Annotated in this window: 17 protein-coding genes and 1 pseudogene; 6 read left to right on the top strand and 12 right to left on the bottom strand. The window is 71.6% G+C overall.

Annotated elements, in window-relative coordinates; genetic code table 11:
- Positions 1-71: 71 nt before the first annotated feature.
- The 3 genes from ACGF3A_RS15105 to ACGF3A_RS15095 all read right to left on the bottom strand — a co-directional run bounded on the left by ACGF3A_RS15105 (position 72) and on the right by ACGF3A_RS15095 (position 3,411).
- Entirely contained in the window at positions 72-1,367 is a 1,296-nt protein-coding gene (locus ACGF3A_RS15105; RefSeq protein ID WP_393729709.1) for a M20 family metallopeptidase, read from the bottom strand.
- 235 nt (positions 1,368-1,602) lie between these two features.
- Positions 1,603-2,517, bottom strand: a complete 915-nt coding sequence (locus ACGF3A_RS15100; protein WP_393729707.1) for a hypothetical protein — start codon at positions 2,515-2,517, stop codon at positions 1,603-1,605.
- Between the two features lie 90 nt (positions 2,518-2,607).
- Positions 2,608-3,411 (bottom strand): hypothetical protein, encoded by an 804-nt coding sequence (locus tag ACGF3A_RS15095; protein WP_393729705.1) that lies wholly within the window; start codon positions 3,409-3,411, stop codon positions 2,608-2,610.
- Positions 3,412-3,982: 571 nt separating this feature from the next.
- Between ACGF3A_RS15095 and ACGF3A_RS15090 the strand changes: the two genes are divergently transcribed.
- Positions 3,983-6,364: an ATP-binding protein gene (locus ACGF3A_RS15090; protein ID WP_393729703.1), complete on the top strand. Its 2,382-nt coding sequence runs from the start codon at positions 3,983-3,985 to the stop codon at positions 6,362-6,364.
- 24 nt (positions 6,365-6,388) lie between these two features.
- Here ACGF3A_RS15090 and ACGF3A_RS15085 read toward each other — a convergent pair whose 3' ends face one another.
- The 5 genes from ACGF3A_RS15085 to ACGF3A_RS15065 all read right to left on the bottom strand — a co-directional run bounded on the left by ACGF3A_RS15085 (position 6,389) and on the right by ACGF3A_RS15065 (position 11,637).
- Positions 6,389-7,591 carry a cupin domain-containing protein gene (locus tag ACGF3A_RS15085; RefSeq protein ID WP_393729701.1) on the bottom strand — a complete coding sequence of 401 codons (1,203 nt, stop codon included), beginning with the start codon at positions 7,589-7,591 and terminating at the stop codon, positions 6,389-6,391.
- Positions 7,592-7,954: 363 nt separating this feature from the next.
- The gene (locus ACGF3A_RS15080; protein ID WP_393729699.1) at positions 7,955-8,551 is read right to left on the bottom strand and encodes a TetR/AcrR family transcriptional regulator; all 597 of its coding nucleotides are present in this window, start codon (positions 8,549-8,551) and stop codon (positions 7,955-7,957) included.
- A gap of 10 nt (positions 8,552-8,561) precedes the next feature.
- On the bottom strand, positions 8,562-9,539 hold the full coding sequence (locus tag ACGF3A_RS15075) for a 3-hydroxyacyl-CoA dehydrogenase NAD-binding domain-containing protein (RefSeq protein WP_393729697.1): 978 nt from the start codon (positions 9,537-9,539) through the stop codon (positions 8,562-8,564).
- A complete protein-coding gene (locus tag ACGF3A_RS15070) occupies positions 9,526-10,455 on the bottom strand; it encodes a 3-keto-5-aminohexanoate cleavage protein (protein ID WP_393729695.1) in 930 nt (309 codons plus the stop codon). The genes ACGF3A_RS15075 and ACGF3A_RS15070 overlap by 14 nt, the downstream gene beginning before the upstream one ends.
- Before the next feature lie 21 nt (positions 10,456-10,476).
- Complete coding sequence (locus ACGF3A_RS15065; protein ID WP_393729693.1) at positions 10,477-11,637, bottom strand: SRPBCC family protein; 1,161 nt, start codon at positions 11,635-11,637, stop codon at positions 10,477-10,479.
- Positions 11,638-11,804: 167 nt separating this feature from the next.
- On the opposite strand from ACGF3A_RS15065, the gene ACGF3A_RS15060 reads away from it, so the two are divergent.
- The 3 genes from ACGF3A_RS15060 to ACGF3A_RS15050 all read left to right on the top strand — a co-directional run bounded on the left by ACGF3A_RS15060 (position 11,805) and on the right by ACGF3A_RS15050 (position 15,788).
- Positions 11,805-13,976, top strand: coding sequence for a DUF6351 family protein (locus tag ACGF3A_RS15060; RefSeq protein ID WP_393729691.1), 2,172 nt, complete (start codon positions 11,805-11,807; stop codon positions 13,974-13,976).
- A gap of 182 nt (positions 13,977-14,158) precedes the next feature.
- The gene (locus tag ACGF3A_RS15055; protein WP_393729689.1) at positions 14,159-15,130 is read left to right on the top strand and encodes a DUF3048 domain-containing protein; all 972 of its coding nucleotides are present in this window, start codon (positions 14,159-14,161) and stop codon (positions 15,128-15,130) included.
- A 184-nt stretch (positions 15,131-15,314) separates the two neighbouring features.
- On the top strand, positions 15,315-15,788 hold the full coding sequence (locus tag ACGF3A_RS15050; protein ID WP_393729687.1) for a DUF5707 domain-containing protein: 474 nt from the start codon (positions 15,315-15,317) through the stop codon (positions 15,786-15,788).
- Here ACGF3A_RS15050 and ACGF3A_RS15045 read toward each other — a convergent pair.
- Complete coding sequence (locus ACGF3A_RS15045) at positions 15,775-16,692, bottom strand: DUF4394 domain-containing protein (protein WP_393729685.1); 918 nt, start codon at positions 16,690-16,692, stop codon at positions 15,775-15,777. The genes ACGF3A_RS15050 and ACGF3A_RS15045 overlap by 14 nt on opposite strands.
- Positions 16,693-16,920: 228 nt before the next feature.
- Here ACGF3A_RS15045 and ACGF3A_RS15040 point away from each other — a divergent pair, with 228 nt between their 5' ends.
- Positions 16,921-18,123, top strand: coding sequence for a helix-turn-helix domain-containing protein (locus ACGF3A_RS15040; RefSeq protein ID WP_393729683.1), 1,203 nt, complete (start codon positions 16,921-16,923; stop codon positions 18,121-18,123).
- A gap of 85 nt (positions 18,124-18,208) precedes the next feature.
- On the opposite strand, the pseudogene ACGF3A_RS15035 reads toward ACGF3A_RS15040, so the two are convergent.
- From ACGF3A_RS15035 to ACGF3A_RS15025, 3 genes and pseudogenes are all read right to left on the bottom strand, one after another.
- Positions 18,209-19,001: pseudogene (locus ACGF3A_RS15035) on the bottom strand (SDR family NAD(P)-dependent oxidoreductase).
- Positions 19,002-19,115: 114 nt separating this feature from the next.
- Positions 19,116-19,622, bottom strand: a complete 507-nt coding sequence (locus ACGF3A_RS15030) for an aminoacyl-tRNA deacylase (RefSeq protein WP_393729682.1) — start codon at positions 19,620-19,622, stop codon at positions 19,116-19,118.
- Between the two features lie 10 nt (positions 19,623-19,632).
- The gene (locus ACGF3A_RS15025) at positions 19,633-20,283 is read right to left on the bottom strand and encodes a C39 family peptidase (RefSeq protein ID WP_393729680.1); all 651 of its coding nucleotides are present in this window, start codon (positions 20,281-20,283) and stop codon (positions 19,633-19,635) included.
- Between the two features lie 166 nt (positions 20,284-20,449).
- On the opposite strand from ACGF3A_RS15025, the gene ACGF3A_RS15020 reads away from it, so the two are divergent.
- On the top strand, positions 20,450-21,430 hold the full coding sequence (locus ACGF3A_RS15020; RefSeq protein WP_393729678.1) for a pirin family protein: 981 nt from the start codon (positions 20,450-20,452) through the stop codon (positions 21,428-21,430).
- Positions 21,431-21,534: the final 104 nt, after the last annotated feature.

Below are 21,534 nucleotides of genomic sequence, written 5' to 3'. Positions count from 1 at the left end.
CCCGGGAGTGGCGCTGACCATGCGGTCGGGGGACCGTTTCCGGGTGGCCGACGGCACCTCCTACCGGAGTATCAGGGCATGGAATTCCTTCCCCCGCGGGCCCGTTCCGCGAGCCAGCCCGTCATGCCGCGCACGCCGTGGGCGATGGCCCCCTCGTCCGGGGTGAAGCCCGGATAGTGCGGCATGCTGTCGAGGACGCTGGTGCCCGGCGGGCGGACGCCGAGGAAGGTGTACGTGCCGGGCACGCGCTGCAGGAAGAGGGCGAAGTCCTCGCCGTTGAACGGGAAGGCGGCGTGCAGGCGCGTCACCGCGCTCCGGCCGAGCGCACCGCGCAGGTGCCGGGAGAGTGCGAGCCCGTCGTCTTCCGGGCAGACCATCGCCGGGGACGGCTCGGACGGGAAGCGCACCCGTGCCCCCGCGTGGGTCGCGGCCAGCCGGCGGATCTCCCGACGCACCTCCGTATACCGCTCCTGCGGCCAGCAGCGGGAGGAGACCCGCACCACCGACTCCTCCACCTTCGGGAAGGCGACGACGAACCGCGCCAGCGGCCCGCCCGGCGTCTGTACGTCGGCCACCAGCTGCTCCATCGCCTCCGCTGTCTCGGGCGGCCGCACCGTTGCCAGCCCGCCGATCTCGGCGGCCAGCCGCTTCGCCGCCGCGGGCGCGTCCGGCCCGGAGAGGGCGATCTCCGCCCGGTCCTGGCCCGGCAGCCCGTAGCCGGGTGTCACCGCGAACTGCCCCACGGGGAACGGCCCGCAGTGCAGTGCGTGCACCTCCGCCGCGCCGGTGCGCGCCAGGACGCCCTCGTCGAGCATCGCCGCCGCCCCGGTCAGCGCCTCCTCGGCGGGCTGGAAGAGGAACACCACCGTCCCGCACAGCCGCCGCCGCAGCCGCGCCAGGACCCGTGCGATGCCGACGCCCACCGTGGTGTGGATGTCATGCCCGCAGACGTGTGCCGGCTCCGTGCCCCCGCCGACGACGCCGCCGGGCGGTACGGCGTCCATGTCCGCGCGGTACGCGACCGTACGGCCGGGCAGCGCGCCCCGCAGCACACCGACGACGCCGTGCCCGCCCACCCCCGTGGTGACGGCCAGTCCCGCGGCGCGCAGCTGCCGGGCGACCGCCCGCGCGGTGTACCGCTCCTGGCCCGCCGTCTCGGGGTGCCGGTGCAGGTCCCGCCGCAGGGCGAGCAGTTCGGGTTCCAGGCGCGCCGTCTCGGCGTCCACCGCCGCCTGCCATCCCCGCCCGCCCGACGCCGGGGCAGCGGCGGCCGCACCGCCGGCCCCCAACGCCAGCGCGGCACCCGCCGCCCCCGTGCCGACGAGTACCGCGCGCCGTGTGGGGGCGTGCTTCTCGGAACGCTTCACTGTGTCCCCTCTCGTGGTGCGCGCCGCTCCCGGGCTCTCCGGATGCGGCACCGCCCACGATTCCCGCCGGGGCGCCCACCGCCCAACCGGCGGATGCCACTTCGGGGGTGTCGTTAAGTGCACCCTGTCGCGTCGGGGCGCACGGTCAGCCCTGGTCGCGTCGACGGCTGCACCGCGTGCCGGAAGAACACCGACACTCTTGTGTGAGTGGAGGAACGAGCCGCTGTCCGCCCCTTCAGCTGCCAGGCAGTGAGTCCTTCACCCGGCGCAATTCATCAGGTGTCAGGGGCCGGTCTTCGACGGCGAGGGTCCAATGCCAGGTGCTGTCGCGCCAACGGTGCACGAAGACCGTGGGGTCGGTCAGCGGGCCCTGTTCGTAGGACGGGTCGGACGGTGGCTGGCGAATGAGGTAGGCGCGTTGCGGGACGTCGGGGGGCTCGGCGGAGTCCAAGGCGAGGATGAGGAAACCGGTGGCGAGGTCGCCGTCCCACACCAGTGTGTCCTCCAGCGGGCCAGGCCAGTACAGAGGGAGAGGCAGGGAGTGGTGCCGGTAGTGCTCGCTGGCCTCTTCCCAGCGGGCGAGCCGACGCTGCTCGGCTGCTTCGAGTTCCTCGCTCCATTCGAAATCGGCGTCGGTCAGGCGGACGTGGCTGTGCAGGCCGGTGAGTTGCTCACCATAGTGACGGGAGGGGCTCTCGGCGCGCAGGATCAGTCCCAGTTCCGAGTCGACGGTCAGCCGTAGGTCGGTCACGGGGCGGGTGGTCAGGCGGATGGCCCAGGCGGGGCGGCCGTCGTGGGTGACGGGCTCGGCAGCACTCAGGGCCTCGGCCGCTGCGAGGGTATCGCTGACGGCGCCAGGCACAAGGCGCTCGGGGGAGGCGTCGAAGGCCCAGGGGAAAGGACCGCTACCGAAACTCAGGCCGGGGTGCGGGGCGGCATCGGGGGTGAAGGACACGTCGTCATCGGCTTCGAAGCGCCATGCGGCGGGCGGGCGGAAGGCGAAGCGTGTGGTCTCTTGCGCGGTACTGGGCGGGGGCCAGCCGTGTCCGTCGTCCAGGCGTGGGCGCACGATCTGGTAGGTGCCGCGGAGTGCGGGCTTGGGGCGGTTGAGCAGGTCCAGCAGTTGCGACCAGGTTGGCGGGACGGACATCCTCTTCTCCTCGCACCATGGCGGGCACGGCACCTTCCGTCCCTGGGGTCTGCGTATGCCGCGTCGCCGGCCCCAGGGGATGGAGAGTTCTCAGTCGCCGGTGCCGGTGGTCGGGCACAGCTTGGTGGTCCTCTGCGTCACGCAGACATCCCAGCCACGGAACTTCTCACCAAGTTCCCCATCGTCCCCGCGGGCATGCGAGCCGTCTGCGAATTCGACGTCGAGCTTCAGCATGGGGAACTTTGTGGCGCCGGGTGTCCGGCCGAAGCCGCGGTTCAGCTGCTGTCCGTCCCAGCTGGCTCCTTGATCGGGGCCGTCCGCGCCGTCGTTGTGCCAGGTCGAGCAGGTCTCGTCGACTTGGTTGGGAAGGTTGACCCCGCACTCGTAGGAGTAATCCAGCTCGAACTCGGGTGGCCCGGACCAAGGCTTGGCTTCGGCCCTCAGCAGCCAGCGCTTGGACTGGCGGCCGAAGACGTTCTCCTTGAACTGCAGCCGTACCTGCTGGGTGACATCGCAGTCCCACCAGCCGCAGCTGACGTCGATGGCCCATACATCCGCCGAGTTGTAGATGAAGTTGGTCGTCCGCTGGCCTCTGCGGAGCTTGTAGCCACGCGGGGTGTCGCGCTTCACCTCAGCCTTCGGTCTGCCGCTGAGCTGGTCACGGGCGGCCTTGGGCAGGGACTTGACCGGGATCTGCTTGTCGGCGTCCAGCGGCCGGTCGGAGAAGAAGGAGATGTTCCTGGGCCCTTCCCGCTTCTGCTGTTGCGCGGTGTGCTCCCGGGAAGCCGGGTCCGGGCTCTGAGAGGAAGAGGGGGGTGGTGCGGCTGCGGTCGTCGACAGGGCCGCCGCGGCCGTGAGTAACGCGACACCAGTGACAGAGCTGCTCCGTTTCATACATCCTCCAGCCATCCGTCCGGCCCCTTCAGCCGGAACAGACGGACGAGCCTAGGGCTACCTGCCACATCAGAACGACCATGGACATGTCAGATCCAGCCAGAGTGAACTGGCAGCTCCGCTTCTATCGGCCCCTCCCGACCTCGGCGGTTCCTCACCCCGTCCGCACGCGGCATCCAGATGCTCACGCCAGTGCCACTTCCGCACAGCAACGAGGTCGACGTGAAAACACCGGACCCCGTACCCAGAACCACGCTATGGAAGATGAACCCGGCTCATCGAGCCCACGCGGTGGAGCGCGGAACGGACCCAGGAGTTCCTCTCGCTGCTGCTCCAGCTCAATCACGGCATCGAGCAGCTCGAAGGCACCGTGGGGACGGGATCCGGGCAAGCCCTCTCCCCCGGGGTGAACTCCGCGTTGTCCGCGCCTTGTCCGCCTCCGGGCCCTCGCCTAGCGTGACGCCCTACAGGGGCCGGGGGAGCCGGACCGGGCCGGTGCGCGCTGCGAGGGGGTCCCGCGGTGGAGGAGGAGACCGGAAGCGGGGGCGGCGAAGGACCGACCCGTCACCAGATGTCAGGGTCGGCCGACAATGTCGTGCTGGCACGTGACATCAGCGGCGAGGTGCACTTCCACCACGCCGTTTCCGCCACGCGGCCGGTCATCCCGGCACCCCGCCAACTCCCGCATGATGTGCGGCACTTCGTGAACCGGCACGCCGAGTTCGAGGGTCTCGCCGCCACGTTGAGCGCGGCGGGTGTCCACGCGCCCCGCATCCCCGTCGTGCTCGTCACGGGCGCCCCCGGCGTCGGGAAGACGTCCCTGGCACTGCGCTGGGCGCACCGGATCGCGGACCGCTTCCCCGACGGCCAGCTCTACGCCGACCTCCGCGGGCACGACCACGACGCGCCCCGGACGCCGCTGGAGGTGCTGCGCGGGTTCCTCGGCGCGCTCGGCACCCCGCACCGGGCTGTCCCGGAGGAGCTGGAGGCCGCCGCCGCCCTCTTCCGCTCCTGCCTCGCGGACCGCAGAGTGCTGGTCCTCCTGGACAACGCGGCCAGCACCGCGCAGGTCCGGCCGCTGCTCCCGGGCGGACCCGCCGCGCTGACGATAGTGACGAGCAGAAGCCGTCTGTCCGGCCTGTCGGTGCGCGAGGGTGCCCACCGGATGGTGCTGGACCTGCTGTCCGAGACCGAGGCCGTGACCCTCCTGCGTACCGTCGTGGAGGGGCATCGCGCCGGCGACGACACCGAGGCACTGGCCGAACTCGCCCGGCTCTGCGCACGGCTGCCCCTCGCCCTGCGTATCGCGGGCGAGCGCGTCGTCAGCCATCCGCATCTGCGTCTGGACGACCTGAACGCCCAGCTGAGAGACCGTGCTTCCCGCTGGCACGCGCTGAGCACGGACGAGGACGAGGGCGACCGCCCGTACGACGTACGGACCGTCTTCGACTGGTCCTACGACGCGCTGCCACCCTCCGTGGCGCGGCTCTTCCGGCTCCTGGGCGGGCATCCGGGCATCGCTTTCGGGTCGCACGACGCCGCCGCGCTCGCCGCCCTCGGCACGGCCGAGACCCGCAGGCTGCTGGACAAGCTGACGGGGGCGCATCTGCTGGAGCAGACCGGCTCCGACCGCTTCCAGTTCCACGACCTGCTGCGTGCCTACGCCGCCGACCAGTCGCACGCGCTCGATTCTCCGCCAGCCCGAGAGGCAGCCCTGCGCCGCCTGTTGACCTGGTACTTCCACACCGCGACCGGTGCTCTCGCGCTCCTCGAACCCACGGCGACCGAGCCCGTGACGCTGTCGGCGGGGTCAGGCGTCGAGCCGCTGCCCCTGCGGGACCGCGAGCACGCCCTCGCGTGGTTCCGGCAGGAGCACGCCGCCCTCCAGGCCGCGGTGCACGCCGCCGCGCGGAGCGGATCGGACGAACTGGCCTCGAAGCTGCCGCTCGTCCTGTGGCGCAGCGACGCGCTCCCCCTCACGTCGACGGAGCTGCTCGGCATGGCCGAGATCTCCCTCGCCGCGAGCCGACGGCTCGGGGACCGTGCCGCCGAGGCCCGGACTCTGGGCAGGATGGGCAGGGTGCTCTCCAGCCGGCGCCGTTTCGAGGAGAGCCGGGGTTGTCAGCAGCGGGCGCTCGCCCTCTTCCGCGGGCTGGGCGACCGCTCGGGAGAGGCGGCCTCGCTGGGCGCGATCGGGCTCGACCACTTCCGCGCAAAGGAGCACGACGCCGCCGTGCCGCGGCTGACGGAGGCGTGCGCGCTGTTCGGCGACATCGGGGAGCACCGGCGGGCCGCCTCGGCCATGGTCGACCTGGCCCACTGCAGGGTGGAGACGGGCGAGGTGACGGCAGCGGTCACGCTCGTCGAGCGGGCGCTGGAGACGCAGCGGGCCGTGGGCGACACCCAGGGCGAGGGGCGGGCACTGCGGGTCCTGAGCAACATCCACCTCGCGAACGGCGACGCGCGCGCGGCCCTGCTGGCGGCCGAGCGGAGCGTGGAGTGCGCGGTGCGGCTGGGGTACCCCCGGTCGGAGGCCGCGCGCCTGCTGACGCTCGCCGCCGCGCAGGAGGACCTGAGTCTCCACGAGGCGGCGCTGGTCTCCTACGAGCGCGCCGCCGAGGTGTTCCGTGGTGTTGACGACCGCTTCTACGAGGCGATGGCCTGGTTCTACAGCGCCGGAACGCTCCAGTGCCTCGGGCGCGCTCCCGAGGCCGAGTCGCTGCTGCGGCAAGCCGCCGCCGTCTTCTACGAGCACGGCGACAGCTGGCAGGAGGCCATGGCGCTCGACCTGCTCGGCGACCTCGTACGCGAGAGGGACCCCGAGCAGGCGCTCCGTCTGTGGGGGACGGCGCTCCGCCAGGTCGCCGGGCGCCACGGCGACAGGGGTGAGCGCGCGAGCGCGCGTATCGGGGCGAAGCTCGCCGAAGGCGCACCGGAGGCAGGGGACGGTTGACGCGCCTCGCGTGCCGCCTCTGGATCAGCGGGGTTCCGTGACCGCCGCCAGCCCCGCCGCCACCACGTCCGCGAGGAACTCCCGCACGGTGCCCTCGTCGAGGCGGGCCTCCCCGCCGGTCCCCGCCGCCAGCACCTCGCCCACCGTCGTGTCGAGCTCGTCGGTGAGGAGCCTCAGCATGTCTCCCGCCACCGCCGAGAACGTGAACCGATGCCCGTCCGCCTCGATCACGATCCGGTCGTCCGCCTCACGCAGCACGGCGCGGGGAGCGAGCCAGGAGACTTCGTCCTCCTTTCGCCACTCACCACCGTCGGGCGCCAGGCCGCCCAGGCTCTGCACCCGCCGCGCGGGCGCGCCGGAGTCCTGAGCGGCCAGGAAGTCGTCCACCAGCGCCGGGTCCTCCAGGACCACCGAGACGGTGCGGACGAGGTCCTGGCGGTGCCGCTCCCGCTCCTCCGGAGTCCGGTGCCGGGGCAGGTCGGCGCGGAAGACGGGATGTGCGCTCATCCGGCCCGCCAGCCACTGCAGCAGATCGACGCCCGTCGGCCGCGGTATCCCGATGGTGAGGTGCAGGGTGGGGCCGTCCATGGCCCGGACGCTGTGCCACCAGCCGCGCGGCACATGGAGTACGTCTCCGGGACGGAGGATCTCGACTGTCCCCTCCGCCGTGTCCGGCGGCAGCGGCGCCTCCTCCAGGTCCTGCTCCATCGGCCAGCGACGCGGCGGACTCCCGAAGAGCGTCCACTCCTTCTCTCCCGTGACCTGGAGGACGAGGACGTCGTGTCCGTCCCAGTGCATGCCGAAACCCGGGCTCTCGCCCCAGGCGCTGTAGGCATTGATCTGGACGGGCGTCCCGAAGTCCCGTTCGAGTCCGCGCGCCAGGCTGTCCAGTGGGCGGTGCCTGCGGTCGACGGCGTCCACGACGAGGGTCGCGCCCTTGCCGAGCAGCTCCCGGAATTCCCGGGTCCTGATCGTGCGGAAGACGCGCCCGTCGGGAGAGAGGTGAGTGTGGATCCACTCCGACTCGTCGATCTTCTTCCCGTCCTGGTTGAGGCGGATCTGCGCGCCGTCGGGCGGTGACCAGGACACGAGGCCGCTCAGGACGTCCCAGGAGACGAGGCTCTCGAACCGGTGCTCGTCGCCGCGGAAGAGGGCGGGTTCGACTCCCAGGGTCCGCTGAAGGAATTCCTCGGCCGACGAGGGACGCACCAGGTCACCGAGGCGCATACGGGGCCCGCTCCGCCATGCGTGCCTGCGCGACTTGGTAGGGGCTGTCCGGAGGGGTGTCGTTGTCTCCGCTGTTCTTGGAGTCACCCGTCCGGTTCCGGGCGCTGAACACCTCGATACGTTCGACACCGAGGAGCAGCCGGCTCCCAGGTGCGGGCCGGGTCTCAGCTCCGCTCATACGTCGGCACCTCTCCGCTGGCCGCCACCATCCGCTCCAGGTTCGCGGAGCCCCGCGGCGGCGACAAGGCCGAATTCGGGACACAGTGCGGCAGGGCGGTAGGCGCGGGGCCGCTCTTTGCATGCCGTAGCTCGTTGAGACCGACCCGGAGTCCCGGAGTTCGGGGAGCGGCGGGCTCGCTCCGCTCACTCGAAGGCGATCTCCTCGCAGCGTCTGACGCTCCGTCGGATCGAGGCGCGGTCGATGCCGAGGAGGGCCGTGAGCCAGAGGCCGTTCTGGACGATGTCGATGTCGGTGGCCCGGCGGTTCGCCTCGCCGCGCGTGAGGTCGGGGCGGGCCGCGCGGATGAGAGTGGCGAGGCCCTTGCGGTAGCGCTTCTGGGCCGCCGTGTTGATCTTCTCGAAGTCCGGGTGCGCCTGGGCGAGCGACCAGAGCTGGAGGCGGTGGGAGAGGTACTCCGTCGTCAGGAACTCGGAGTCGGCGACCCGGCGGAGCGCCGCGCGGAGGTTCTCCGTGGGGCTCTTGTCCGGGTCCGGTGCGACGAGGGCGACGTCCTGCTCCTCGATGCGGCGCAGGGCGGCGCAGATGAGGGTGACCTTGTCGGCGTAGTAGTAGTTGACCAGGCCCAGCGCGACCCCGGCCTCCCGGGCGACCGCGCGCATGCTGACGCCCGAGATCCCGTTCCGCGACAGGAGGGCGAGGACGGCATCGAGGATCCGTTCCTGCTTGCCGGGCTTCTTCTCGGCTTCCGCTTCCGCGGCTCCCGCAACCGTCTCGCTCACCCGGACGATGCTAGCCAGCCTCGCTCCCGTCTCGCACGGCGCGGTGGGTGAGGGCGATCAGCTCGGTGAGCAGGGCGTCGCGGCGGCGGGACAGCTCGTCGACCGAGTGTGCCCCGGCGACCGGGCGGAGCCCGTCCGTGAGGCGTCGTGCCGTGGCCTCGTCCAGGCGCGGGCTGCCCAGGTCGTCGAACCAGCGGTTGAAACTGTCCGCGTACCGCTCGCAGAACTCTTCGAGTCCGCCTTCGCCCGCGCCCAGGTGGAAGAGGAGGGTCGGGCCCATCGTCGCCCAGCGCAGTCCCGGACCGGCGGAGACCGCCGTGTCGACGTCCTCGACGCTCGCCACGCCCTCGTTGACGAGGTGGATGGCCTCGCGCCACAGCGCGGCCTGCAGCCGGTTGGCGACGTGGCCCGGCACTTCGCGCCGGACCTCGATCGTCACCTTGCCGACCGAGGCGTAGAAGGCGCGCGCCCGGTCCACCACTCCCGCCGCCGTCCTGTCGTTGCCCATCACCTCGACCAGCGGAACGAGGTGCGGAGGGTTGAACGGGTGGCCCAGCACGAGGCGGCCCGGGTCGCTCCAGCCCCGCTGCAGTTCGGTCAGCGTCAGTCCGGACGCCGACGAGGCCACGACCGCCCCGGCGTCGAGGGCGGGCTCGACGGCCGCGTACAGCTCGTGCTTGAGGCCGAGCCGTTCGGGGACGCTCTCCTGGACGAACGCCGCTCCCTCGACGGCCGCGCGCGGGTCGGCGTGGAAGTGCAGGTCGTCGGGGTCGCCGTGGTCGGTGAGGCCCAGTTCGGCGAGGACCGGCCAGGCGTCCTCGACCGCCCGGCGCACCCGCCCCTCGGCCGACGGGTCGGGGTCGTGGACGGCGACGGACCGGCCCGCGGCGAGGAAGAGCGCGGTCCAGCTGCGGCCGATCACCCCGCCGCCGAGGCTGGCCACCCGGGTCCCGGAACGTACGGAGTCGGTACGGTCAGAATGCGACACGGTCCGCTCCCTTCAGTCCGAGCCGCCGACGGGCCTCGTCCGGGGTCGCGACCGTGTGTCCGAGGGACTCGATGATCGAGCGGATCTTCGTGACCTGGCTGGCGTTGGACGGGGCGAGTTCGCCGGGGCCGAGGTAGAGGCTGTCCTCCAGGCCGACCCTGAGGTTGCCGCCGAGCATGGCGGCCTGTGTCGCGAAGCTCATCTGGTGGCGGCCCGCGGCGAGGACCGACCATTCGTAGTCGTCACCGAAGAGTTTGTCGGCGACGGTGTGCATGTGTGCGAGGTTGTCGAGATCGGCGCCCACGCCGCCCAGGACGCCGAAGACCATCTGTACGAAGTAGGGCGGTTCGAGCCAGCCCTGGTCGATGAGCCAGGCGAGGTTGTAGAGGTGCCCGAGGTCGTAGCACTCGAACTCGAAGCGGGTGCCGTGCGTTCCGCCCAGCTCTTTCACGAGGTGTTCGAGGTCGGCGAAGGTGTTCTTGAAGACCAGGTCACGCGTGGATTCCAGGAATTCGGGCTCCCAGTCGTGCTTCCACTGACCGTACTTCTCCCGCATCGGGAAGATGCCGAAGTTCATCGATCCGACGTTGAGCGAGGCCATCTCGGGAGAGGCCGCCTCGGCGGCGCGGAGCCGGTCCTCGCGCGTCATTCCCAGGCCGCCGCCCGTGGAGATGTTGACGACGGCGTCGGTCTCGGCGGCTATCCGCGGCAGGAATTGCCGGAACACCTCCGGGCGGGGGTCGGGCTTTCCCGTCCGCGGATCCCGGGCGTGCAGATGAATGACGGCCGCGCCCGCCCGGGCGGCTTCCACGGATGCGTCAGCGATCTCGTCCGGAGTGACGGGCAGATGCGGCGACATCGTCGGGGTGTGGATTCCCCCGGTCGGCGCGCAGGTGATGATGACCGGTTCGGGCATGTGCTTTCACCTCTCCAGCGGTCAGGAAACGGACGCCGTACGGTCGTTCACCAGCGCGCGGTAGGCGTCGAGGACGAGGCCGTGGAAATGGTGGACGCCGTGTTCGGAGAGGCCCGGCGCCCGCTCGGGGTCGTAGACGATCCGGCCCTGGGTGAAGGCGGGCGTGCTCATTCCGCGCTGGACGCTTTCGACGAGGTCGATGTCCTGCACCTGGAGCACCTCGTCGATGTACCGCACGGACTGCTCCTCCGCCTCGTCCAGCTCCGCGCTCTCCAGGAAGAAGTCCCAGGTCTCCAGCGTGCGGTCGGGCCCGGCCGGAATGATCTGGAGGACCATGAAATTCCCCCGCCCGGGATAGCGCAGCAGGCAGGTGTTGGGCCACAGCCACCACACCGCGTGCTCCGTGACGCTCGCCCCGGAGACGTCGTACGCCGTGTTCTCGGACGTGCCCGCGTCGGCGAAATGGCTCGACCATATGCCGTGCGTCTTCACGTCGTAGGTGTTCATGTCGACGAGCGAGACGAACTCCTTGTGCGCGACGTGGCAGTGGTAGCACTCCAGGAAATTGTCGACGACGTTCTTCCAGTTGGTCCTGATGTCGTAGTGCAGCCGTTTCGCGTGCGTGAGCTTCCCGATGTCCGGTGCCCGCCGGGTGATTTCGGCGGCGAGATCGGGCGCCTGCTCCCCCAGCGGCCTGGCCTCCGGGTCGAGGTTCACGTAGACGAATCCGCAGAACTCCTCGACCTGGATGCGGTCGAGGCAGATCCCTGACTTGTCGAACGTCTCCATACGGTCCGTCTTGCGCGCCCCCACCAGCGCGCCCGTCAGGTCGTACGTCCACGCGTGGTACGGGCACACGATGCTGCGCGTCGTGCCGGAGCCCGACAGGAGTTCGTGCGCCCGGTGCTTGCAGACGTTGTAGAAGGCGCGGAGCCGCTCCTCGCGGTCGCGGACGACCACCACCGGCATCCCGGCGACCGTCGTCGCGACATAGCCGCCCGGCCGCGCCAGCTTCTCGGCGTGGCAGACCCATTGCCAGGTGCGGGCGAAGATCGCCTGGAGGTCCGCGTCGTGCCACTTCGGCTCGGTGTACGCCTCGGCGTTCAGGGACAGGGAGCGCGCCGGATCCGTGTCGTACCCGGCGGCTATCGCCGCTACCTCGTCTGTGGTGACAGCAGTCATGCCGTCGACCATAGACCCGGTTTGGACGATCGTTCAATCCTCTGGTGAACGATCGTCCAACCGGGCCCGGCGCAGCGCCGCCGGAGCACGGCGTACGGGTGCCCCGTACGCTGAAGCGCGCCCCCTGACCCGTGGGCAGCGAGGTGGGCAGCGAGGAGAGTTGCACAGTGGTCCCCCAAGGCCCGGTACGGCCCGTCGTGCGGTGGCTGGTCGGCGTGCTGTTCGTCGGCACGGTCGTCGGACTGTTCTCGGGCCCGTCGGCGCCGCCCGCCAAGGGCGAGGGCAAGGGACGGCTGACGGTGACGGCGGAGTCCTCGCGCCCGGACGTGGTCTCCGGGGACGACGCGCTCGTACGGGTGAGCGTGCCGTCGCACCTCGTCCTCCAGGACGTACGGGTCGCCCTCAACGGGCGCGACGTCACCGAGCGCTTCCGCCCCACCAGCGACGGGGGCGACCTGCTGGGCCTCGTGCGGAAGGTGCGGCGCGGCGCGAACACGCTGACCGCCTCGGCGCCGGACGAACGGGCCGCCAGGCTCGTCCTGAAGGGCCATCCGGCCACGGGACCGGTCTTCTCGGGGCCGCACGAGAAGCCGTTCGTCTGTGACACCGCCGCGTTCAGGACGGTGACCGGACAGCGGCTGGGCCGGCCGCGCGACGCCGACTGCTCGGTACGGACGCGCGTCGTCCATCTGTACCGCACGACCGGCGGAAAGTTCGTCCGTCTCCCCCACAAGGACGCCCGGCCGGACGATATGGAGACGACCACGACCAGTACGGGCGAGAAGGTGCCCTACATCGTCCGCGTGGAGACCGGCACGCGCAATCGGGGCGTCTACGAGACAGCGGTGCTCCACGACCCGCGCTCCGGGCCCCCCGATCCGCGACTGCGCGCCACGGGCTGGAACGGACGGCTCGTCTACGGGTTCGGCGGTGGCTGTGCCAAGGGCTGGTACGTGCAGGGGCGCCGCACGGACGGCGTCCTCAAGGACGACCTGCTGAGGAAGGGGTACGCCGTCGCCTCGTCCTCGCTGAACGTGTTCGGGAACAACTGCAACGACCTGCTGGCCGCGGAGACGGTCAGCATGGTCAAGGAGCGCTTCGTCGAGACCTACGGGCCGCCCGCGTTCACCATCGGCAGCGGCTGTTCCGGAGGCTCGTACCAGACCCACCAGATCGCCGACAACTACCCGGGCCTGCTCGACGGCGTCCTCTCCGGATGCAGTTTCCCCGACGTCGGCTTCGGAACGGTCAGCACGGTCAGCGACGCGCTCCTCCTGGACCGCTATTTCGGGGACCGCGCGCCGAAGCGGCTGAGGTTCAGCAAGGAGCAGCAGCGCGCCGTCTCCGGCTTCGGCGAGTGGAGGAGCATCGCCCGTCTGGCCACGGAGGGCCGCCGCATCGACCCGACGGCCTACTGCCCAGCGCGGCTCCCCCGCGCGCAGCGGTACGCCCGTAAGGCCAACCGTGACGGTGCCCGCTGCGACGTGTTCAGCCACGCGGTGAACGTCTACGGACGCGACCCGAGGACCGGTCTCGTCCGCAGACCCCTGGACAACACCGGCATCCAGTACGGCCTGCGGGCGCTGAACAAGGGCACCATCGACGTCAACCGCTTCCTCGACCTCAACGCGCGCGTCGGCGGGCTCGACGCCGACGCGCGGCACACCTCGCGCCGTACGGCCGCCGATCCGGAGGCGACCCGGAGGGCGTACCGGACCGGCCGGATGCTCAACGGGGGCGGCGGCCTCGCGGACGTCCCGATCATCGACTACCGGGACTACACGGACGACGCGCCCGGCGGCGACCTGCATCTGCGCTTCCACTCGTTCTCGACGCGGGCGCGCCTGGACAAGGCGAACGGCACGCACGCCAACCAGGTCATGCTCGTCCGCAAGGACGGCAGGGGTTTCTCGCTCGCCGACCTGGTCGCCGACATGGACCGGTGGCTGACCGGGATCAAGGGCGACGACAGCGCGGACACCCCGATCCGGAAGATCGTCCGCCACAAGCCGGAGGGCCTGACGGACGCGTGCTGGACGCGCGGCACGAACCCGCGGAAGATCTCCGAGCCGCAGGTCGCGGGCACCGGCACCACGGCCTGCAACACGCTGTACCCGGTGTGGCCCTCGCCCCGCATGGTCGCCGGGGCGGGCGTGGCGAACGACGTCGTCACCTGCCGCAAGCGCCCCGTGAGCCGCTCCGACTACTCGGTGAGGTTCACGGACAAGCAGTTCGACCGGCTGCGCCGCCTCTTCCCCGACGGCGTCTGCGACTGGTCGAAGCCGGGCGCGGGCCAGCGGGGCCTGGCCGGTACGTGGCAGTCGTTCGGCGGGCGCTGACTCCTTACGTCCGCCGCTCGCCGAGGTTCCCCGACGGGCAGGACCGCGGTGGCGTCCGGGTATTGACGTGAGGGGGCGGCGGCGGTGGGGTGGCTCTTCCATCCGGTCGTTCCAACCGGCCGTTCCGTCCGGTCGTTCCAACCGGTCGAGCTGGATTTCCCCCCACAGGAGGCCCGTTGTTCATGCAAGGCAGCCCACGCCGTACCCGTCTGGCCGCCGCGCTCGCCCTCGTCGGCGGGCTCACCGCGGTGGTCGCGACCACGCCGTCGTTCGCCGCGCCCGAGGACTCCAAGGCCGAGCCGCGGAAGGGGAAGGCCGCGTACACCTCCCCGTTCACCGGGCTCGCCGCGAAGCAGAACCCCGTTCTCGCGGTGAAGATAGACAACCACAAGGACGCGCGCCCGCAGACCGCCCTGGAGGACGCCGACATCGTGGGCGTGGAGAAGGTCGAGGGCGGGCTCGGCAGGCTGTTCGCGATCTACTCCAGCAAGTATCCGGACTCCCTGGGCCCCGTGCGCAGCGCCCGTGAGTACAACGTCGAGCAGATGCGGATGTTCCAGCGCCCGGCGCTCGCCTACTCGGGCGCGCGCGAGGCGGTCGTGGACAAGATAAACAAGTCGCCGCTGTACGGCGTCTCGCACGACGACCACCCGGACGCGTACGAGCGCGGCGGCGACAACGAGCCCCCGCACAACCTGTACGGCCACCCCGACAAGCTCCTCGCCAAGGCGCCGGAGGCGAGCAAGGCCAGCGACATCGGCTTCCGGTTCGGCGACGAGCCGGACGGCGGGAAACCGACGGACGAAGTGACCGTGGACTACGGCGCGTCCACCACCGCCTTCTCCTGGTCGGCGGAGGAGGGCCGCTGGCTGGCCTCGTTCGACGGCGAGCCAGCGAAGGGCACCTCGGGCGAGCGGCTCGGTGGCAAGACCGTGATCGTCCAGAAGACCGACATGCCGCCGGACTCCAGCGGCGAGACGCCGTACATCAAGACCGTCGGCAGCGGCGAGGCGACCGTGCTGCGCGACGGCAAGGCGTTCACGACGACGTGGAAGCGGGAGAGCGCGACGGGCGACACCGTCTACACGCTGCCGGACGGCAAGCGGATGCCGTTCGACCGCGGCCAGGTCTGGCTCGCCTACCAGGAGAACTGAGGGCGCTCTACCTCTGGTTGCAGAAAGCGTTCATCCGGAGGTCCGAGGACCCATGCGGACCGGCGGCCCTATTCTCGATCACATCGCGGAACAACACCGGGAATTCCGGCGGTTGTTTTCCGCGACGCGATTGAGAATACGCGGCCGTCGGTCCGCGTGGTTTCCGTTCCGAAGGGAATTCTTCATGAACAAGCGCATCGTCGTTCCGTCGGTCGTCGGCGCCGTCCTCGTCGTCGGCGTCGGCGGGATAGCCGTCGGCACCGTCGCCTCGGCCACCGGACCCACCGAGCCGACGGTCGAGGACGCCAAGGCGCGTTATTCGGCGCCCACGTCCGGTGCCGGGGGCTCGCTCACCTTCACCGCGAAGGTGAGCGACGACTCGGGGGTCCGGGACCTCAAGGTGCTGGCCTGGCCGAAGGGTTCGGACCTCAAGCCCAAGGCCGGGGAGATGGCCGACGTCGAGAGCGCCGCCTGCGAGGAGTCCTCGGACGAGACCTCCACGTGTACGTACACGCTCAAGGTCTCCGACAAGGAGGCCGCCGAGCTGGAGAAGGGCACCTGGCACGTCTCCGTCCTGGCGAAGGCCGAGGACGGCGGCACCCTCTTCGTGCCGGAGGCGGCGAGCTTCGACGTCGCGGGCCCGGTCAGCTCCCGGTGAGGGAGACGGCCAGGTCGGTGATGTTGAGGGGGAACTTGCCGACGGCGGTGGGCGTGCCGGTGAGTAGATCGACGGTGTAGAGGGTCGGCGTGCTCGCGCCGGACGGGGTCAGCGAGGCGAAGGCCGTGTTCGTGACCGTCTTGCCGTTCGCCGCCTTGCTGTAGATGTCCAGCCCGGCGTTGGGCCCCGCGTCGAAGCCGAGGGAGCCGGTCGCGGAGAGGGTGCCGTTGTTGGCCGGGGCCTGGATGACGACCTGGTCGTTCTTGGTGTCGACGTCGAAGAGCGTGGTCGCCGTCGTCCCGTTGAGGTCGTTGTTGGTGTAGGCGGCGGCGGTGACGCCCCGCGAGGGCCCGGTGGCGGGCGGGGTGGTCAGGACCGTGTCCTCGACCGTGGTGTGGTCATTGAGGTTGTGGCGCAGGTTCTGGCCGTTGTCGCTGATGACGCGGAGCCGGTCGGCCGCCGGGTTGAAGTCGACGCCGAAGTTCGTCCCGTACAGCGCGACCTGGAGCTGGGAGACCTTGGTGACGACGACGTCGGCGGTGGCGGGCGGGGTCTTGATCGTATAGATCCCGCCTTGGTCGCCGACGCCGTACATCAGGCCGTCCTGTACCCGCTGGTCGATCCCGACGAGCTTCTTGTCGCCGTCGAGGCCGGTGATCTCCCTGACCCAGTCGAGCACGGTCGGCTTGTCGGTGGTGAACGTGGCCATGAGCGTGCCGTCGCCGGTGATGCCGAACGCGCGCAGGCTGGGGGCGGCGGACGGGGCGCGGTCAGATGCCGCCCCGGGGCCGGGCTCGGGTGGCGCGGCTGCCGTCCCGGTGCCCGGCGCGCCCATCAGGAGCGCGGCCGAGGCGGACAGGCTCACGAGGACCGCCGCGGTTCTCTTTCTGGTACGTGATTTCATCGGGGATTCCCCTTCCGTTCGAACGAAGAAGCCGATTCCAGGGCCCTATTAAGCCCGCGCCCCCATGGCCCCACAAGCGCGTGGGACGGCGAGAATGCCGAGGCCCCGGAATTTTGCGCACGATGACAAAGGCAGCCGCCGGTCCCTCGTCGCCGGTTCATGCGAAGTGATAAACAACGTCCGGTTTTCTACTGTCCACCGTTCATGGAAATCAGCATGCTCCCCGCCATGGGAAGCCTCTTCGCCGAACTGGCCCGCCGGGTGGCGGACCACGCGCGCCGGGAGGTCGAGGCGTACGCGCGGGAGATCCCGGAGTTCGCGTTCCTCGACGGGAATCCGCGGGCCAGGGCCGAGGCGCTGGAGCACGCGGTGTGGCTCAGGCGCCGTACGCTCGCGCTCTCGCCGGGCAACAGCGCGCTGGGCGCGGAGGATCTCGCGCACATCGCGTCGATGGGCGCGGCGCGGGCCGAGGCGGGCATGTCGCCGGAGGCGCGGCAGCGGGTGCTCCGGCTGCACACCGCGCTCATGCTGCGCGAGATCAACGAGGCGACGGAGGCCCAGCGCGACGGCGGCGTGGACGAACTCATGCGGATGATGGGCTGGTTCGCCCCGCAGGGCGAGCGCGGCATCGGCGCCTACAGCCAGGGCTTCGCCGCGGTGCTGTGCCGCCGTCTGCCCTACGTCGAGCAGGTCGCCCTCCTCGCCCGGTCGCTGCTGGCCCACGACCCCCTCGCCGCGGAACTGGCCCCCGCCCTGGGCATGGAGCTGCCCGCCCACGCCGCGGTGACCGTGATCCGGGTCCCCGACCGGCCGCCCGCCGCCCTTCCTGGCCCCGCAGCGCTGAGCGCCGTCGAGGCCCTCGCGCGGGCCCACCGCGTCCCGGTCGTGTGGCGCCCCGACGAGGCGGGCCGGGGCGGCGAGCTGATCGCCGTCGGACCCGGTACGCCGGAGAGCGTGCGGCTGCACGCCGCCCCCGAGCCCGCGCCCGCGCTCGTACGGGACGCGGCGCTGGCCCTCGGCCGCCCGTGCGCCGCCGGTACGGCCACCGCGCCGCTGGCCGAGCTGGCCGGCGCGCTCGCACTGGCCCGGCGGATCAGCGAGGTGGCCCCGGCACGGCCCTCGTCCCCGCACTCACGGCCGTACACCCTCGCGGACGTCTTCGTCGAACTCGCCGTCGCCGACGCCCCGTCGGTCGACGACTGGCTGCGCACCGTGGCCCGCCGCCTCGCCCCCGGGCCGGATCTCCTCCTCACCCTCGACGCGTACTACCGCCACGACATGAACCGGGCCGCGGCGGCCGAGGCCCTCAACGTCCACCCGCGCACCCTCGACTACCGCCTCCGCCGCGTCCGCGAACTCACCGGCATCGCCCCGGGATCGACGCACGGCGTACGGGCCCTGAGCACGGTGGTCGCCCGCTCCCTGTCGTGAACGTGGCGGTGACGGTCAGCGAGAGGCCGTCCGCAACGGAACGACCTGCTCGGGGAGTCGGAGGGGCTCAGGGGCCCTGGAGGGTTCAGGGAAGGATCGAGTCCACGTAGCCGCCGTCCACGCGCAGCGCGCCGCCGGTGGTGGCCGAGGCGAAGGGCGAGCTGAGGTAGACGACCATGTGGGCGATCTCCTCGGGCTCGATGAGGCGCTGGAGCAGGGACTGCGGCCGGTGCTCCCGCATGAAGGCGCTGGGCCTCGTCCCAGGGCAGCTCCTTGTCGACCAGCTCGTACACGAAGTCCTCGACGCCGCCGGTGTGCGTGGGCCCGGCGATCACCGAGTTGACGGTCACCCCGGTGCCCGCCGCCTCCTTCGCGAAGCCCCGGGTGACGGAGAGCAGGGCCGTCTTGGTCATCCCGTAATGGATCATCTCGGCCGGGACGACCACCGCCGAGTCGCTGGCGATGTTGAGCATCCGCCCCCAGCCCCTGGCGGTCATGCCCGGCAGATACGCGCGGATGAGCTTGACGGCGGTGAGGACGTTCACCTCGAAGTAGCGCCGCCACTCCGCGTCGTCGATCTCCAGGGCCGGGCGGGCGCCGAAGACGCCGAGGTTGTTGACGAGGATGTCGGTCTCCGGCAGCCGGTCGAGCACCTCGGCGCAGCCCTCGTCGGTCGCGAGGTCACCGGGCACGGCGAGCGCCTGCGCCCCCTCGACCTCGCCGCGCAGCCGGTCCACCGCCTCCTGCGTCCGCCCGGCGTCGCGTCCGTTCACCGCCACCCGCGCCCCGGCCCGCGCGAGCCCGGCGGCGATGGCCGCGCCGATCCCCTGCGTCGATCCGGTGACCAGTGCCGTCTTGCCTTCGAGGGTGATGCGCATGCTGTGCCGTGCTCCTCACGTGGCCGGATGGGCGTGCCGGGATTCAGTCTGCTCCGGCGCCGCGCTGACGCACGGGACCGACGGGGCCCGGGAAGACCGCGGGAGGCGCGGGTCTCAGCGCCCGTCCTCGCCCGGCAGGTCGGCGATCTCCGCTGTCCGCGCGTCCGGGACGGCGGCGACGAGGGCCGACGCCGCGATCTCGATCGTGCTGTCGCGGTGGCCGCTGCCGCAGAAGACCATGGCGTGCCCGGCCCCGGCGACCGACTCGTCGAAGACGACCGTCGCGGAGGAGTCGGCGGAGACGGGGCAGACGCCGCCCGGCTCCATCCCGAGGACGGCCAGGCGTTCGGCCCCGGCGGGCTTCAGGTCCGCGCGGCGCACCCCGGCGGCCCGGGCCAGCGCCCCGTACCGGAGCCGCGCGTGCCCGGGGACGGCCGCGAGCACCAGCCGGTCGTCGCCCGTCACGAACGCCAGCGTCTTCACGGTCCGCTCCACGCCGATGCCCAGCCCCGCGCACACCTCGCGCAGCTCGGTGCGGTCCGGGTGTTCGTGCACCTTGAACACGGCTCCCCGGGCCTCAAGGACCTCTGCGGGGACGGCCGTTGCCTCCTCGTCTGCCATAGGCGCGAGGCTACAGCGCGCGGTCGGCCAGCAGGACGCCGCGTCCGGCGTAGTAGCGGTCCAGCTCGGGCCAGGGGACGGCGAACGCGCGCTGCGACTCACCGGGGAAGCCGGACGGATTGTGCACGTACAGGTGTACGTCGTCGGCGGCGACGGCGAGCACGAGATGGCCGCCCCTGTGCGGCGGCGCCGGGTCCGACGTACGGAGGGAGTCCAGCGTACGGAGGGAGGGGTGCACGGAGAGCATCGCCAGCCCGCCGGAGGCCAGGTGCGCGCGGACCTCGCGCGGGCTCAGCACGGGCCGGGACTCGGCGCCGAGGCCCCAGCGGTCGCGGGCGTGCACGGCGAAGGGGGCGTAGATCAGCCCGTCGAGGCGCCCGTCCTCGTGGCGGACGTACGCCCCGGCCTCCTGGCACTCCTGTGCGAGGGAGACGGGCGGCGGGGCTGTGCCGCGCCAGTGGTCGAGGGCCATGCGCAGACAGGCCATGCCGCACAGCCGCCACGACCAGTACGCGTAGTCGTCGGGCGTCGCGGCGCCGGACTTCGGCCAGTTCGGGTCCCGCTGGGCGGGGAGCCGCCCGGACACGATCTCGGCCACCAGTTCGGGCGACTCCCACTGGGCGTAGTACGGAACGGTCGTGACGTGCGGGGCCTCGGGCATGGGAACCAGTGTTCCCCACGCACGCGCCGTACTGCTGCCTGCGCCCACGAACTCGCCGGTCAGGAGAGCTCCGCGCGCGCTGTGCGAGCATGACGCCACTGGCCCCCTGACCCACCGGCCGCCCACCGGTCCCGGTGGAGACATCGAGAAGGCGAGCGTGCGCACGATGAGCAATACGGAGACGCGCCCCGAGGAGGTGCGCTGCACCAGCGGCACCGCACCGGACGGCTCCCACGGCCACCCCGCGGTCCAGATCCTCGAACCCCGCGACGTCCCCCTCGGCGGCGTGCGCGCCATGGCCGTGCGCCGCACCCTCCCCCAGCGCGCCCGCTCGCTGATCGGCGCGTGGTGCTTCGCCGACCACTACGGGCCCACGGACGTACGGACGAGCGCGGGCATGGACGTACCACCGCATCCGCACATCGGGCTCCAGACGGTGAGCTGGCTCTTCAGCGGCGAGATCGAACACCGCGACAGCCTCGGCACCCACGCCTTCGTACGCCCCGGCGAGCTGAACCTCATGACAGGCGGCCACGGCATCTGCCACTCCGAGGTCTCGACCGCACGTACGACCCTGCTGCACGGCGTACAGCTCTGGGTCGCGCTGCCGGGCGCCCACCGGGACGCGCCGCGCGCCTTCCAGCACCATGTGCCGGACCCCGTCGAACACTCCGGGGCGACGGTCCGCGTCTTCCTCGGCAGCCTCTGCGGAGAGACCTCCCCCGTGGAGACCTTCACCCCGCTGCTGGGCGCGGAACTCCTCCTCCCCGCACGCACGGACCTGGCCCTCGACATCGACCCGGCCTTCGAGCACGGCGTCCTCGTCGACAGCGGCACCGTCGGCCTGGAGGGCACCGCCCTCGCCCCCGCCGAACTCGGCTACACGCCCCCGGGCCGCGCCCGCCTCCACCTCACCAACACCGACGACGCCCCCGCCCGCCTCATCCTCCTCGGCGGCGAACCGTTCGACGAGGACATCATCATGTGGTGGAACTTCGTCGGACGTACCCACGAGGAGATCGCGCGGGCGCGGGAGGACTGGGCGGCCGGGCGCCGCTTCGGCGAGGTCCACGGCTACGGCGGAGACCCACTCCCCGCTCCCCCACTCCCAAACATCGCCCTGAAGCCCCGGACTCGGCCGAGCTGACCAGGCATTTCGTCACTCTCGCTTGAATGACCAGGCGCTGACCATGATGCGCGCCCCCGGGTGTTGCCACCTGCGACCAGGTCTAGTCAGATCGATGCTGACTT

Source organism: Streptomyces sp. NPDC048172 (assembly GCF_043202595.1).
Taxonomy (GTDB): Bacteria; Actinomycetota; Actinomycetes; order Streptomycetales; family Streptomycetaceae; genus Streptomyces.
The sequence above is the reverse complement of the archived record's forward strand: the minus strand, read 5'-3'. Positions and strand labels throughout refer to the sequence as shown.